13 protein-coding genes are annotated in these 14,762 nt (G+C 42.5%); 11 read left to right on the top strand and 2 right to left on the bottom strand.

Annotated features, from left to right (window positions below):
• The first annotated feature begins 6 nt into the window (after positions 1-6).
• From DBR43_RS09020 to DBR43_RS08970, 11 genes are all read left to right on the top strand, one after another.
• Positions 7-1,554, top strand: a complete 1,548-nt coding sequence (locus DBR43_RS09020) for an MATE family efflux transporter (protein WP_124579906.1) — start codon at positions 7-9, stop codon at positions 1,552-1,554.
• 12 nt (positions 1,555-1,566) lie between these two features.
• Entirely contained in the window at positions 1,567-2,574 is a 1,008-nt protein-coding gene (locus DBR43_RS09015; RefSeq protein WP_124579905.1) for a nitroreductase family protein, read from the top strand.
• 27 nt (positions 2,575-2,601) lie between these two features.
• A complete protein-coding gene (locus DBR43_RS09010; RefSeq protein ID WP_124579903.1) occupies positions 2,602-3,843 on the top strand; it encodes a polysaccharide pyruvyl transferase family protein in 1,242 nt (413 codons plus the stop codon).
• Positions 3,836-5,173 (top strand): O-antigen ligase family protein, encoded by a 1,338-nt coding sequence (locus tag DBR43_RS09005; protein WP_124579901.1) that lies wholly within the window; start codon positions 3,836-3,838, stop codon positions 5,171-5,173. Before DBR43_RS09010 ends, DBR43_RS09005 begins: the two co-directional genes overlap by 8 nt.
• Positions 5,170-6,429 (top strand): glycosyltransferase, encoded by a 1,260-nt coding sequence (locus DBR43_RS09000; RefSeq protein WP_124579899.1) that lies wholly within the window; start codon positions 5,170-5,172, stop codon positions 6,427-6,429. Before DBR43_RS09005 ends, DBR43_RS09000 begins: the two co-directional genes overlap by 4 nt.
• A gap of 11 nt (positions 6,430-6,440) precedes the next feature.
• Positions 6,441-7,283, top strand: coding sequence for a glycosyltransferase (locus tag DBR43_RS08995; RefSeq protein ID WP_124579897.1), 843 nt, complete (start codon positions 6,441-6,443; stop codon positions 7,281-7,283).
• A 26-nt stretch (positions 7,284-7,309) separates the two neighbouring features.
• Positions 7,310-8,416, top strand: a complete 1,107-nt coding sequence (locus tag DBR43_RS08990) for a glycosyltransferase family 4 protein (RefSeq protein WP_124579896.1) — start codon at positions 7,310-7,312, stop codon at positions 8,414-8,416.
• Positions 8,417-8,454: 38 nt separating this feature from the next.
• Complete coding sequence (locus DBR43_RS08985) at positions 8,455-9,537, top strand: glycoside hydrolase family 99-like domain-containing protein (RefSeq protein WP_124579894.1); 1,083 nt, start codon at positions 8,455-8,457, stop codon at positions 9,535-9,537.
• 11 nt (positions 9,538-9,548) lie between these two features.
• Entirely contained in the window at positions 9,549-10,244 is a 696-nt protein-coding gene (locus tag DBR43_RS08980) for an acyltransferase (protein WP_124579892.1), read from the top strand.
• A complete protein-coding gene (locus DBR43_RS08975; protein ID WP_124579890.1) occupies positions 10,237-10,923 on the top strand; it encodes an SGNH/GDSL hydrolase family protein in 687 nt (228 codons plus the stop codon). Before DBR43_RS08980 ends, DBR43_RS08975 begins: the two co-directional genes overlap by 8 nt.
• Positions 10,924-10,984: 61 nt before the next feature.
• Positions 10,985-12,091 (top strand): DUF1972 domain-containing protein, encoded by a 1,107-nt coding sequence (locus DBR43_RS08970; protein ID WP_124579888.1) that lies wholly within the window; start codon positions 10,985-10,987, stop codon positions 12,089-12,091.
• Between the two features lie 36 nt (positions 12,092-12,127).
• Here DBR43_RS08970 and DBR43_RS08965 read toward each other — a convergent pair whose 3' ends face one another.
• Both DBR43_RS08965 and DBR43_RS08960 read right to left on the bottom strand, forming a co-directional pair.
• Positions 12,128-13,657 (bottom strand): capsule assembly Wzi family protein, encoded by a 1,530-nt coding sequence (locus tag DBR43_RS08965; RefSeq protein WP_124579886.1) that lies wholly within the window; start codon positions 13,655-13,657, stop codon positions 12,128-12,130.
• 21 nt (positions 13,658-13,678) lie between these two features.
• On the bottom strand, positions 13,679-14,758 hold the full coding sequence (locus DBR43_RS08960; RefSeq protein WP_124579884.1) for a mannose-1-phosphate guanylyltransferase: 1,080 nt from the start codon (positions 14,756-14,758) through the stop codon (positions 13,679-13,681).
• Between the last annotated feature and the right edge of the window lie 4 nt (positions 14,759-14,762).

Here is a 14,762-nt window from a genome sequence, read left to right as displayed (position 1 = left end):
TTTCAAATGAAATCAGCAAATAAGGTGGTGGTCAACACGGGCATATTGTATGCCAGGATGTTAATAACAATGGGGATTTCCTTGTATTCCACCAGGCTGGTCTTGAACGCTTTGGGTTCGGTTGATTATGGGGTGTTTAACCTCGTTGCCGGGGTAATTGCCATGTTGTCTTTTTTGAATACGGCAATGGCTACTTCTACGCAAAGGTTTCTCTCTTTCTTCCAGGGGAAAAATGACCTGAACATGCAAAAACGGGTTTTTACCAATAGCCTGCTCCTGCACATCGGGATCGGTTTACTGATGGTGCTGGTACTGGAAGTTTCCGGGTTCTTTCTCTTTAATGGCTTTCTGAACATTCCTGCAGATCGGATAGCGGTAGCGAGGCTGATCTATCATTTTATGTCGGTTACGGTATTTTTTACTATCGTGGCGGTCCCTTTTACAGGCTCCCTGGTGGCGCATGAAAATATGCTTTGGGTGGCAGTGGTGAATGTGGTGGAGACACTATTGAAACTGGCGATAGCCTATGTATTGTATGTGGTGGCTCAGGATAAATTGTCGGTCTATGGTTTACTGACGGCCGGAATAAGCATTGCGAGCTTTTTGCTGTATGCGGTGTATTGTTTTGGTAAATATGAAGACTGTACGCTGGAAGGGCTTTTTTCGGTGGATAAAAAAATGATGAAAGAGCTGACTTCCTTTGCGGGATGGAACCTGTTTGGTTCTTTATGTTCGCTGGGAAGGGCACAGGGGCTGGCCATTTTACTAAATGTTTTTTTTGGAACAGTGGTCAATGCGGCTTATGCCATTGCGAATCAGGTAGCAGCCCAGTTGAATTTCTTTTCCTTAACTCTGTTACGGGCCATCAATCCCCAAATCATGAAAAGTGAAGGTGCGGAAAACCGGGAGAAAATGCTCCGTCTTTCCATGATTGGAAGTAAGTTCGGGTTCTTCCTGCTTGCTTTTGCTGCGGTTCCCTGCATTTTTGAAATGAAAGCCATCCTTCATTTGTGGTTGAATAATGTACCTGAATATACGGCGTCTTTTTGCTCCTTAATGTTGTGTGCAACTTTAATCAATCAGCTGACGATCGGTTTGCAGTCGGCAGTACAGGCCACCGGAAAGGTTAAAGTTTACCAGGCAGTGGTGGGCTCTGTTTTATTGCTGGCATTGCCGCTTGCTTACCTGCTCTTGAAATTGGGATATCCCGTTTATACCGTATTTATTGGTTATTGTCTGATAGAAGTGATTGCCTGTACATTGCGCCTGTTTTTTTTGAAAAATATAGCCGGGTTGTCCATTCCGCTATACTTTTCCAATGTGATTTATAAAGTGGTCATTCCACTTTCTTTGCTGATCCTGACCTGTTATTTAAGTGTGACCTATGTTCATTTCGGATGGAGGTTTGTCTTTACAGGTGTGAGCGGTGTTTTTGTCTTCGTGACCAGCATTTACCTTTTTGGCTTATGTGATGATGAGAAAGAAATCATTCATAAAATAACGAATCAGTTGATCCATAAACTGAACCCAAAGAAACAATTTAATCACGTGTAGTCTGTACCAAGTATGAAAAGTATCCTAAAAAAGATCGTTCCGAAATCTGCCAAAAGGTTCTATCGGTCGAAGCAAACCCAGTTGTCGATTATCAAAGATTTCGTCTATGATTACCGGAAATTTAACAGGGAATCTGCTTCGTTTAAATTGAGGAGTAAAGAGATGATGCAGGCCTATATCATCAAAGAATATCACGCCATAGAAAAAGGGCTGGCATTGCTGGAACCGCGCCCGGGTTTTGGTGCGGCGCGGATTTCTGCGCTGGCCGATGTGGTGGAAGAATACATTAATGGCTATGGGATAGATTCGGTTACGTCTATCACGGCCTTTACCCTGAGGGAGTACCTGAATTATGATGCACCGTATCGTCAGATTCCGGCCGACTTATCCAGGAAGCTGGAAAACCTGTTGGTTAGGTGTGATGAATCATCTGCCGGAAAAACCGGAGGAACCAAAATTATCCCTAAAACTGAAATCACCGAAACACTGAATTTTGATTACAGCAGTTTCTTTAAATCCAGACATAGCGTTCGGGATTTTTCAGAAGAGCCGGTGGATACACAGCTGATTTTAAATGCAATTGATACCGCGAGATATACACCATCGGTGTGTAACCGTCAGGCATGGAAGGTTTATGTGATTGAACATTCTAATGCGGAGCTGAAGAAAAGACTACTGAATGTGCAGAACGGAAACCGGGGCTTTGGCGAACACATCAGTTCATTGATCGTCATCACTGGCAAGCTGTCTTCGTTTTTTGCCTATGAGCGGAACCAGGTTTTTATCGATGGAGGAATGATGGCGATGTCGATCGTATTGGCGCTTCATGCAGAAGGACTGGGAGTCTGCTGTCTGAATACAAGTTATGCGGTGAAACAGTATGAAGCTTTTAAAGCATCCATGCAGATGGACAGCGACTGTGTTCCAATCATGTTTCTGGCGGTAGGAAATCTGAAAGATGATTTCAAAGTGGCCATTTCTGAGCGCAAGCCTCTGGCGGATATAGTTGAAGTAAGGTAATAGGATATATATATTAATTTTTAAGCGATGAGCAATTTGAAGCAGCAATTTAAGGGGTTATATGTTGAGTTTTTCTGGTCTGTGGCCTCTTTCTGTTCCCTTTTTATAAAGGCCGGAAAGGACCCAAACAAAATTTTGGTGCTGCCTGCTGCGAACCTGAATGGTGGTTTTGGCGAGGATATCATGATTACCAGTTTCATGAACAATTTCGCAAATGGTACACCGGTCTGCATTTTAAACGGATACAAGATCATCCGGGAAGATTATAAGACGATCAATAAGAATATAGAATTTATCGATGGCTTTGACGATCGGGTTAATTTTTTAAAACTCCTGTTCCTGATTAAAAACTGTTCCCTGGTTTACGTGATTGGGGCCGACATCATGGACGGAACCTATCGTGTTCATAATTCGATCAACAGGCTGAGGGTCATTGAGCTGGCAAACCGCATCGGGGTTAAGGCACAGATTTCCGGATTCAGTGTGAGTAAAAATATCCTTCCGGTGGTTAAAGCTAAATTCATTAAGGTAGCTAAAAACGTGAGGTTAAAAATCAGAGATGTGGAGTCTTATGTGAGAATGAAAGATTTTATTCCCGCAGAACAGCTGATCTTAACCAATGACATCGCTTTTATCTGCCCCGATGTTCCGGCAAGTTATCAAAGTAAAACCTATGAGGACTACAAAACATGGGTTGCCGCAGCCAAGGCAAAAGGAAAGTCCATCATCGGCGTTTGCCCGAATGCAATTCAGGCGAAGAAAATCGGATTTGAGAACTATCTGTCGGGCTTTAAGCAATTGCTGGAAGGCTTTTTAGCGGTTGGGGATTATGCTTTTGTCTTTCTTTACCACGACATCAGACCGATTTGTGATGAGGCGAGCGATAGCACCTTTAGCAGTATTCTGAACGAATACTTTGGGGCTAAATCTGTGGATTGCTTCTATACAGACCAAATCAGAAATGGAGTAGAACTGAAGGGCTATGTTTCCCTGGTTGATTTTACCATCACCGGCAGAATGCATTTAGGCATCTCAGGGCTGACGTTTTCCAAACCAATGTTTGGTGTGTCCTATGCGAATAAATTCGAGGGAATGGTGAAGTTGTTCGATGTGGATCCGAACAGCTGCCTGATTGATTATGATAAGCTGAGCGAATCAAAAGAGAAGATCAGACTCTTCACTAAAAACTTTGCAGCGATAGAAAACAGCGTTAAAAAGAACATACAGAAGGTTAAACTAGAAACAAGTAACAACTATACCCATGGGTAAAGGGATTCTATTATTTATTATAATCTCCATTTATCTTTTCAGAACGGTTATCCTTAAGACTAAAAAAAAGGATACTAAATTTTTATGGGTCAGTTTTTTTATATTCTGCATCCCCTTTGAATTTGGAAAAGCCCTGAATACGCCAAAGCTGAATGATATTGCTGGCACCGTACAGCCGATCTATATCATCTCTTTGTGTATCGGTTTAATAATAGCCGTACTGCCTTATGCGAAACGGAGGTTTATAAATTATTCCTTTAAACTCAACCATTGGGTCAATGGCTTTTGTGTGCTCTTGATCATCTCTTTTCTCAATCCTTACAATTCCTTTTATACCGGAACCTGGGTATTGGCCATCTTTTTTTTATCAAATATTCTTTTATTCAAATTGCTGAGTAGTTTTCTGAGTGAATCTGATGTGGTTAACGGCCTTTTTGATGGCTTAAAATGGCTGGCTTATAGCCAGTTTTTCCTGGCCATCTGTTTCCCTGTTCTGGGAATATCAGCGGTGACGAAGCTCTTTCATGAATCTGCAGAAATCTGGGCAACCCGGTTGGATACCAGGAGCGGGGCTGTTGGTTTCTTTAACCATCCGGGAAGACTGGCCCTTTTTATGGTGGTTGCTTCTTCTTTTTTTCTGGCGACCTATTTGTATAATTTCAGAAGAAAGGCAAGTGCCATCTGTCTGGGAATTTGTGTGCTTACTTTATTCCTTACCTATTCCAGAACTTCTTATCTGGCTTTAATCATTACGCTGTTCTCCTGCTATTACATAGACAAGAACGCCCATAAAAATATCTTTTCCATTGGCAATATTTTAAAATTTGTAGTGCCAACCGTATTGGCGCTGGTTTACCTGATCGCCTACTCTCCACTGAGTGAACTGTTCCTTCAAAGCGACTCTTCGGATCAGTACGACAACAGGATGGTGCACTGGTTAATGGCATTCCATATTTTTGAAACTTCGCCAATTATTGGCGTAGGGCTGAATGCCCACCTTTCCTACATTTCACAACATTTGGGGATCGTAAATCAGATCACGATGGACGACTTCTTTTCGGTCAATCCCATACATAATATTCATTTGATCATCCTGAGTGAAATCGGGATTGTCGGAATCCTTTTATGGGTCTATTTTTTATTTGGTAACATCATTAAAGCAAAGAAAGAAATTAAGGAGGGGCATAATGAAGTCCTCTCGCTTACTTTAGTCGGCCTTTTTGTCGCCTACATCATTTACGGTCTAACAGGTTGGGCTCCCTTTTCAACAGCCATTTTGCCAATATTTCTTTTTATCACTTTTTTTTCAATTAAATACAGAGACCAATGAGGAATATACTGATTGTTACCCCCTATATGCCATTCCCTCTAAATTCTGGTGGAAGAATAGCTCAATTTGAATTCAATAATGAATTGCGTCATCAATTTAAGGTGACCCTTGTTTTTACCATGAAGCCCGAGGATCAGAAAGATCTGGAGGAGCTCAAAAAAATGTGGAAAAATGTAAATTTTAAACCTTACCTGATCACTAAGAAAACCATTTCTGATCGATTAGGTTCCGTCTTATTTCGTTTTTCTGAGTTTGTTAACCGCTTAATTGGTAAGGGCGTTTTTTTCCTGGGTTGTAAAACCGTTCTGGATAAATTGCTGCAACAAAATACCACGCTTTTCAGGTCGAAAAGCTTCGGATTTCCAAGAGGATTTATCGACCATTTCAGGGATGTCTTGCTGGAAGATAGTTTTGAATATGTTCAGGTTGAATTTCACCAGCTGATTTCTTTTGCCAGATATATTCCCCGGAGCTCCTACCGGATCTTTGTTCATCATGAGCTTCGCTTCGTCAGGGAAAAAAGAGAGCTCGAACTCTTTAGTTTCAAATCCGGCTTTTTAAAATGGGTATACCGGAGAAATAAGAAGTTTGAATTGTCTGCCCTGGAGAAATACGATATGGTTTGTACGCTTTCAGAAGTAGATAAGCTGATCCTGGAAAAAGACATTAAAAAGCCACTTCTGGTTTCTTCTCCTGTGCCGATAAAAGCGGGTAAATCCGCAAACGATTTTTCATCGGCAAGTAAACTGGTATTCCTGGGTGGGGAAGATCATTTTCCCAATAAGGAAGGAGTAGACTGGTTTTTGATGAATTGCTGGATGCCTTTAAAGTCGGAATATCCGGATTTAAAATTGACGGTGATCGGTAAATGGCATCAGGCGACGATTGACCGCTATGCGGGATTGTTGGATGCGGTGAGTTTCCCGGGATATGTGGAAGACTTGTATGAAGAATTGACGGACAGCATATTTATCGTCCCTATCCGTATTGGAAGCGGCATCAGAATGAAAATTATTGAAGCTGTAAATGCGGGCGTTCCATTCGTATCTACAGAAGTTGGGGTAGAAGGACTCTGTTTTAAAAACGGACACGATTGTCTGATTGGCAATACGCCTCAGGAATTCTGTTCTTCTATTGCGAAAATTTTAGAAAGTAAAGATTTAGGACACCGGTTGATGACGAATGCCCGAAACACGTTAAGTGTGGAGAATTCTTATGAGAAACTGATTGACCGGAGACTGGCCATGTACAACTAAGCGGAAAAGAGATGAAAGCTACGATGAACAAAGGGGAATCCCTCAAACCGAAATTAATTGTTTTAGTGGTGCTTTATAAAAAGACAATTTCAGCATCTCCGACGATTAGTCATTTGTTATTGCAAAATAGAACACTGTTTGATCTGGAACTGGTGGTTTGGGACAACAGTCCGGAACCTGCTTCGGAGCAGGAGCTTGCAGGGCTGTCTGCGTCCTTTGGTCAGTTTCAATACATCTCCACTCCCGAAAATGTCTGGTTGTCGAAATTATACAACCAGGTCCTGCGCTCGAACACTTATGATTATGCCTTATTGCTGGATCAGGATTCTGAATTTCCTGAGTATTATTTTGATAAATTAAATGCTGCGATCCTGGGCTTCCCAGACATTTCTCTTTTTCTTCCGATTGTGATCAACAATAGAAAAGTGGTGAGCCCGGGTTCCTTTGTTTATTTCAAAGGGAAACACTGGAAAAAAATACAGACCGGAGTCATCCCGGCAAAAAATGTACTGGCGATTACCAGTGGCATGGTCATCTCTGTCAAAGTATTCCTGGCCCATCACATGAAATTTGATGAACGCCTGAACCTGTATGGAATTGATACGAGTTTCATGTTGAGGTTCTCAAAATTCGAAAAGCAATTGTATGTCCTGAGGGTCAGGTTTGATCATGATACCGTGTTGTGGTCTAATCCCTCAGCTGATGTCATGTTGAGCCGGTTTAGGAATTTAAAAGGAACCTGGCCCAAGATTTTGTCTGACCGGCCTGTAGCGCTTGTTCTGGCTTATTTTTATAGTAAGGCGGTTTCCTTAAAACTGGCGCTGAAATATCAGGACCTGAGGTTTCTGAAATAAATGGATCACTGTTAAAATATATACCAATGAAAATTATTTGTGTACACCAGAGTGCGGATATGTATGGTTCAGACAGAAGCTTTTTACAGGTCATCAAATACCTGGACCAGTCTGGCGATTATCAAAAAATAACCGTTGTCCTTCCACGTACCGGACCATTGGTTGCTGAACTGGAAAAATTAAATGTTGACATCAAATACCTGACGCTTTCTTTATTGAGCAAAACTTATCTGATGAAACTGCAATGGGGAAAAATCATTTTTCCTTTATTCCAGTTTCAGGCCAAAAAGAAATTGTTCAATGAGTATGATGTGGTGTATGCCAATACTTCAGTAATTCTGGATTTTTACCTGCTGGCACCTTTTCTTCATCAAATGAAAATCATCCACATCAGGGAAATTCCGGGTAAGCTGCTGGGAAAGGTATTGTCGGTGTTTCTGAAACAAGCCAGGTCAAAAATTATTTTCAATTCTCATTCCACTTTGAAAAGTTTTCAAAAGTTGGACAATAGTGTGGTGATTCATAATGCATTTGAGGGTTTTGAGCAGGAAAACAGCACTGCGGTCAGCAGAACTCCTGTTCATCCGCTCCGCATTTTGCTGATTGGAAGAATCAATGGCTGGAAAGGACAGGATTTTGCCATTGAATCATTGGTGAAAATGAAATCATCTCCGGTTCTGCTGAGAATTGTGGGCAGTACTTCTGCAGGAAATGAAGATCTGGTGCTGCAACTCAAGAAAAAAGTTGAAAATCTGGGCCTGAGCACACAGGTTGAGTTTCTGGATTTTGTGACAGATACTGCCGAAATCTATGCCTGGTCTGATGTGGTGATTGTGCCAAGTACCAAACCGGAACCTTTTGGGAGAATTGCCATTGAAGCAATGAGCTTATACAAACCTGTGATCGCTGCAAATCATGGTGGATTGCCTGAAATTATCGAAGATGAGGTGAATGGATATTTATTTGAACCCAATAATACCATTTCGTTTGTTAATGCTTTAAGCAAGTATGCAGACGACAGGACATTATTGGAGCGACATGGAAGAAACGCCAAAAGATCATATGATGAAAAGTTTTCCTTAAATGGTTTCTATAAAAAGCTGGATTCCGTTTTTAAAGATGAAGTCGTTTAAACAGGAATGATATCGTTTAACAAATAAACCCGGAAACAATGAACAGTAAACTAGGTATCGGATTTTTACTTTTAACAGGGCTGACAGGAATGTTGGATGCTGAAGCATATGCTCAGGATAAATCTTCTAAAGAACTGTTGGTGGGCGCTTATTATTTTGACGGCTGGACAGGGAAAACCAATCACATCACGCGGTCATTAACGGAGGATTTTAAAGGAAGAGAGCCGATATGGGGCTGGGTAACCAGTAAGCCGGAAATCATCCGGAAACAGGTGGCTGCTGCTGCGGAAGCAAACATAGATTTTTTTAGTTTTTGCTGGTATGATTCCGCGCTTTCTAAAAAGAATGTGGCCGATCCCCGGAACAATGCGCTGAACTTATTTATCAATGCGAAGGATAGACAAGGAATGAGGTTTAACCTGCTTGTGGCCAATCATTTTGGTTATTTGATTGGTCCTGAGGATTGGGCGCGGGTTTCGAAAATATGGATTACATTATTTAAAAATGAGGCCTATTTGAAATTTCAGGAGAAACCTCTGATTACTTTTCTGAGCCTGAGAATGTTGATCAGTAAATTTGGTACTGCAGAAAAGATTAAAATTGCCCTGGATCAGTTGAGGGCAGATGCAAAAGCCAATGGTTTGGGAGGCGTGAGTATCGCAGTTTGTGTTGCTCCGAAACAGGCAGATGCAGACCTGGCCAAAGCTTGTGGTTTTGACCTTTTAACGGGTTACAATTATCATGATCAAACTTTAATCGCAGGGCAGTCTGTGAGTCCGATCACTGCGCTAAGCCCGAGAGAACAATCGGTTTGGGGGAGTTTTCTAAAACTGGGAATGCCTTATATGCCGGTCAGTACACTCAACTGGGACCCGCGTCCATGGGACGACACAAATAAAGTGAAAAAAGCTTCTCCTCATTTTGATGGTTATTCGCCGGCTTCAGTCTACCAATCTATAAAAGGATTGAAGAAATGGACACTGGAAAATGACCCTGCCGGTCCGGCAGAACACATCGCCATGATCTATGCCTGGAATGAATATGGGGAAGGTGCCTGGCTTACGCCATCTGTACAGTACCAAAACAAATTTTTAAATGCCGTTAAGGACGCGCTGAAATAAAAAATATATTGATGAAAAGACTATTGCAAACGATCATTAAGAAGAGAAACCCTTCCTTTCAATTTGACGAAAACCTCAGCAACCGGACCTTGTTTAACCTGGCCCGGAATAAGAGTTTCGATCTTTTGAGGGGTGTGTTTTTTCTCTTGTTTCATTTGAAAAAGCCCGGGCTTATCTTTGTAGGAGGGGCGGTAAGGTGTTTCAATAGCCAGAATATCCGCTTTGGGAAATGGGTGAAGATTGATTATGGGGTATACCTGAGTGGCCTTGGTAAAGGAAAGCTGATTATCGGCGATTCATCCGGGATTGGGGCTTATTCTCAATTGATCATATCTACTTCATTTAACAACCTGGGAGAACACATTCATATCGGACATCATGTTGGGATTGGTCAGTTTGCCAGTATTGGTGGCTCTGGTGGTGTTTCCATCGGGAACAATACCATCATCGGACAATATTTTAGCTGTCATCCTGAAAATCATAATTATAGCGATCCAAATCAACTGATCAAAAATCAAGGGACTACCCGTTCCAAAATCAGCATTGGCGACAATTGCTGGATCGGTGCTAAAGTGACCATCCTTGCAGGAGTTGCTATCGGCGACAACTCCATCATAGCTGCCGGGGCAGTGGTGAATAAAAGTATGCCGCCAAATTCAATCATTGCGGGTGTTCCTGCCCGTGTTATTAAAGGGATCTATGATTAGAAAGACTTTTTTGACCGTTTTAAGCGGCCTGATGTTATGGGCCAGCTTACCCGTTCATGCCATTCAGGGGCGGGATTCTATCCCATCAAAGGTATTGATCCTGGGAAACAGCATCACCTGGCATGGGGCCAAAGCATCGGTTGGCTGGACCGGCAATTGGGGGATGGCGGCAAGCAGTGCAGAGAAAGATTATGTGCACCTCCTGAAATCAAGGATAAAACGTACTTATCCCAATACCAGCTTTAAGACGGGGAATATTGCCGCTACTTTTGAAAGGCAATTCTGGAAATACAATGTCAGTGATTTTAAGGATTTCAGCGACTTCAATGCAGACCTGATCATCCTGGTGCTTGGCGAAAATATCGACGATGCACTGGCCGTTAAAAACGGTCTGGACCATCACCTGGAACAACTGGTCCGGGAACTCTCTGCAGAGAGAAATCTGAAGGTCTGTCTGGTGGGAAGCTTTTGGCCAAACCAGCATATCGATCAGATCATGAAAACCACAGCCAGCCGGAACAATTGGATATACGTAGACCTTCAGGGACTTTATCAGGAAAGAAATAAGAATACAGCGATTCAGCAATACACGGATAAAGGAGTGGGAATGCATCCTTCTGATCTTGGAATGGAAGGGATCGCAAACAGAATCTGGAATGGCATACAGGATTTATTTTAGGGTCAGGAATGAGAACAACAATACAAAAAATCAATCAGGAATAAAAAAACAAGATATACCAATGAAAATAGCAATTATTGGAACCCGGGGCATTCCAAACCATTATGGGGGATTTGAACAATGTGCAGAATATTTAGCGCTGGGTTTAGTGAAAAGAGGACATGAGGTGCTGGTGTACAATTCCCACAACCATCCTTATCAGAAAGACCAATGGAAGGGGGTGGATTTAAAACATTGCTATGATCCGGAATATAAACTGGGGACAGCCGGACAATTCATTTATGATTTAAACTGTATTCTTGATGTCAGAAAGCGCAAATGCGATGTGATCCTGCAGCTTGGTTATACCAGTGGTTCTGTCTGGGGCTGGTTGTTGCCAAAGAAAGTCGTGGTGACCACCAATATGGACGGACTGGAATGGAAGCGGACTAAATATTCGAATAAAGTAAGAAAGTTCCTCCAATGGGCAGAAAGCCTGGGCGTAAAGTATAGCGATCACCTCATTTCAGATTCCATTGGTATCCAGGATTACCTGAAGGAAAAGTATCATGCGGATTCTACTTTTATCGCCTATGGGGCAACATTATTTACAGAACCTGTACTGCAGGCACTTGAAAATTACCAGCTCTCTGCCTATCAGTACGACATGCTCATTGCCAGACTTGAGCCCGAAAACAGCATTGAAATCATTTTGGATGGTGTGGTAAAGGCAGGGGTAGACAGGCCATTTTTAGTCGTCGGCAAACATGAAACCGACTTTGGCAATTATTTAAAAACAAAATATGCCGGCCATCCTCAAATCCGCTTTACGGGAGGAATTTATAACATCGATATCCTGAATAGCTTACGTTACTATTCTAACATCTATTTTCACGGGCATACTGTAGGTGGTACAAATCCATCCCTATTGGAAGCAATGGCTTCAAACAGCTTGATTTGTGCCAATGACAATCCATTCAACAAGTATATTCTGGGGAATGATGCCATTTATTTTAAGGATGCTAAGGATGTTGCTGATCAGCTAAACCTGGTGAAATATGAAGCAGACAGATACCAGTCGATGCTTCAGGCAAACAGCACTAAAATCACAAATATTTATGATTGGGAGTTGATCGTAGACCAATACGAAAAACACCTTTCAGAAGTGAAAGGTGTTTTAAACAGGTAATATTTGGTTGGTTTTTATTGAGTGTTTGGTTAGTTTTTATCGAAATTCTTTTTTCAGTTTAAGGATCAGCCCCAAGGAATTGTTTAAGAGTTTTCCCTGATCAAGAGCGGCTGCAAATCCTGTGCTGTAGCCGTTCTTCAGCTTTTTTGTGCTTTCCAGGTAGAAAGAAAATTGTTCCACAGGCTTGAAGATATTCTTCGTTTGAGGGTTTCTGATATGACCTGTGGAGCTCCCATAAATGCTGGTACCGAAGGTCCCGTAATTCCGGGAATAGCTCAGCTTGGTCATAAAATCCCAGCCGTACAGATTGCCGCTCAGTCCGGTATGAAAGGCAACGACCCTGTTGTTGATGAAATAATCTGCCTTTTTTATGGCTTGTCCGGCCCTGGCATCATGCCTTGGAGTAATTAAAGGATTCCCTAAACCCAGCCCGTTGTAGGACCATCCCTTCACATAATAGAAGTTGTTGTAATAATCTTCATCTCCTGATTTTGTGAAGGTAGACCAGGGGTAACCTGCCTGGTCCTTGGAATAAAAGAGTTCAAATAAAACTTTCTTCCAGGCAAAGCCAGTGGTTTTGTCCCTATATCTTTTGTTTTCAAAGCTAATGCCGTTCAGACCATCATTGATGTTTCCAAGCCTGGATAAAGCACCCACATCGTAAAAACTCTGACGATAAAGCATGACCTTAACTGCATTGAAATGGTAAGCGATGCCCAGGTCTATGGAGCCCAGCTGGTTTCCGATTTTTGAAGTAGGGACGCCTTTGGTACCATATCCTTTTCCGGTGACTACATAGAAAAAGGTTTCGGCGGGCGATAACTTGAAATTAGGTCCGTAGGCCGCCTGTTCGTTTCCCCAGAATACCTGATGGTTGAAACCTCCGTATAATTCCAGCTTCCAGTCTGCCTTACCCAACCTGACGTACAATGATTTCTGGTGGAAATAACTTTTAGGCCTCCGGTCATTAATGTAATAGGTGATTTTGGAGGTAGGAGAAATGCTGTCCAGGATCTGGGTTCTGCCCAGCCAGCCGTGTACAAAGTTCCCCTTAAAAGAAAACAGGCCGCCGAAAACAGGAACCCGGTAATATTCGGGAATGGACAGTTCCAGTTTTGGAATGCCGGCAGCATTGCCGGAAAGGGAAAAGTTGCCGGAACTTAATACCGTATCGCCGTTGAGCCCTATCACATCTTTTGTCCGGCCTGCTTTGAACTGAAATACGCCAAGCTTTACTTTTGCATAAGCGTCAATGAGCTGCAGGTTGGAGCCTTTGCCTGCATTGGCCCTTCCTTCGATACCAAAAGCCCAGTCTACCAGCTTAGATTGTTCATAATCTTTGTAAGCTCTTCCAATGAAGGATGCTGATACGCCGGATAGGGGAATGGAGCCAAACTGATTTGACCGCATCCAAAAGGGAACCACATTTTTTGTGGTTCCAATTGCTTGGCCTTCTATTTCGTATCTGATCTGCGGTGTTTGCGCATCAACCTGACTGGAGAACGTCAAAAGAAAAACAAGAGCGGAGAGCGCGTGTTTTACTGGTTGTATGCGTTTGTTACCCATAGTAGTTGTTTTTGATTGGATTTAAATAAAACTATCTCCGAATTCTACCGTCACCTGTCTGACCACCTCTTTGATCTCCTGTTCCTGGTCTTTAGGGTAGATGAGCAATGCATTGCCATCGTCGACTACAATAAAATTGTCCAGGCCACGGATCACGGCGAGCTTGTCGGAATTGATGTGAATGATGCTGTTCTGAGTATCTTTCAGGTTGAACTGCTTTGCGGCAATGACGTTATTTTCAGCATCCTTATCTGCGGCTTCATGGAGCGAAGCCCAGGTTCCCAGATCAGACCAGCCAAAGTTTGCAGGAATGGTGTAGATGTTGTCTGCCTGTTCCATAATCGCATAGTCTATGGAAATATTCGGAGCAGTCGGATAATTTTCATCAATGAAGGCACGCTCAGCGGCGGTGTTATAAAAAGCCTTTCCGCTTTCAAATAAATTATGAATAACCGGCGTATATTTTTTTAGTGCAGTGATGATCGTGCTGGCTTTCCAGATAAATATTCCCGCATTCCAGAGGTAGTTTCCATCCGACAGGTATTCCTGTGCCTTTTGGAGTGTAGGTTTTTCTTTAAACTGCGCGACTTTAAAAATGCCATTTTCAGTTTCTTCTCCGTATTGTATGTATCCATACCCAGTGTCTGGCCTGATCGGGCTGATGCCGAGGGTCACTAAAGCTTCATGTTTGCGGGTGTAGGCCAGGGCAAAATTGAGCCGTTCTACAAAGATATCTTCGAACAAGATAAAATGATCGGAGGGGGCGACAATCAGATTGGCATCCGGATTAAGTTCCGCCAGCTTGAACGCAGCATAGGCAATGCAGGGCGCGGTATTGTTTCTGCTCGGCTCACAAATCAGCTGTTCTGCAGAAATCCCTTCTAGTTGTTCCAGGATAATCTCCTGATACTGGCTGTTGGTGACAATAAAAATATGTTCGGCTGGACATATTTTTAAAAAGCGGGCATAAGTGATTTGAAGGAGCGACTTTCCAGTTCCTAAAATGTCCAGAAATTGTTTCGGAAAATGGTCACGGCTCTTTGGCCAGAAGCGGCTTCCTATGCCGCCGGCCATAATGAGTACATAATTGTTTTGATCCATGAAT

It is taken from the genome of Pedobacter sp. KBW06, from assembly GCF_003852525.1.
In the GTDB taxonomy this organism is placed as follows: domain Bacteria; phylum Bacteroidota; class Bacteroidia; order Sphingobacteriales; family Sphingobacteriaceae; genus Pedobacter.
This window is presented reverse-complemented; position numbering and strand designations above follow the sequence as displayed.

Coding starts and splice junctions, on each gene's coding strand:
- DBR43_RS09015 (WP_124579905.1), top strand. CDS start 1,567: ATGAAAAGTATCCTAAAAAAGATCGTTCCGAAATCTGCCAAAAGGTTC.
- DBR43_RS09005 (WP_124579901.1), top strand. CDS start 3,836: ATGGGTAAAGGGATTCTATTATTTATTATAATCTCCATTTATCTTTTC.
- DBR43_RS09020 (WP_124579906.1), top strand. CDS start 7: ATGAAATCAGCAAATAAGGTGGTGGTCAACACGGGCATATTGTATGCC.
- DBR43_RS08965 (WP_124579886.1), bottom strand. CDS start 13,657: ATGGGTAACAAACGCATACAACCAGTAAAACACGCGCTCTCCGCTCTT.
- DBR43_RS08985 (WP_124579894.1), top strand. CDS start 8,455: ATGAACAGTAAACTAGGTATCGGATTTTTACTTTTAACAGGGCTGACA.
- DBR43_RS09010 (WP_124579903.1), top strand. CDS start 2,602: ATGAGCAATTTGAAGCAGCAATTTAAGGGGTTATATGTTGAGTTTTTC.
- DBR43_RS08995 (WP_124579897.1), top strand. CDS start 6,441: ATGAAAGCTACGATGAACAAAGGGGAATCCCTCAAACCGAAATTAATT.
- DBR43_RS09000 (WP_124579899.1), top strand. CDS start 5,170: ATGAGGAATATACTGATTGTTACCCCCTATATGCCATTCCCTCTAAAT.
- DBR43_RS08960 (WP_124579884.1), bottom strand. CDS start 14,758: ATGGATCAAAACAATTATGTACTCATTATGGCCGGCGGCATAGGAAGC.
- DBR43_RS08970 (WP_124579888.1), top strand. CDS start 10,985: ATGAAAATAGCAATTATTGGAACCCGGGGCATTCCAAACCATTATGGG.
- DBR43_RS08980 (WP_124579892.1), top strand. CDS start 9,549: ATGAAAAGACTATTGCAAACGATCATTAAGAAGAGAAACCCTTCCTTT.
- DBR43_RS08975 (WP_124579890.1), top strand. CDS start 10,237: ATGATTAGAAAGACTTTTTTGACCGTTTTAAGCGGCCTGATGTTATGG.
- DBR43_RS08990 (WP_124579896.1), top strand. CDS start 7,310: ATGAAAATTATTTGTGTACACCAGAGTGCGGATATGTATGGTTCAGAC.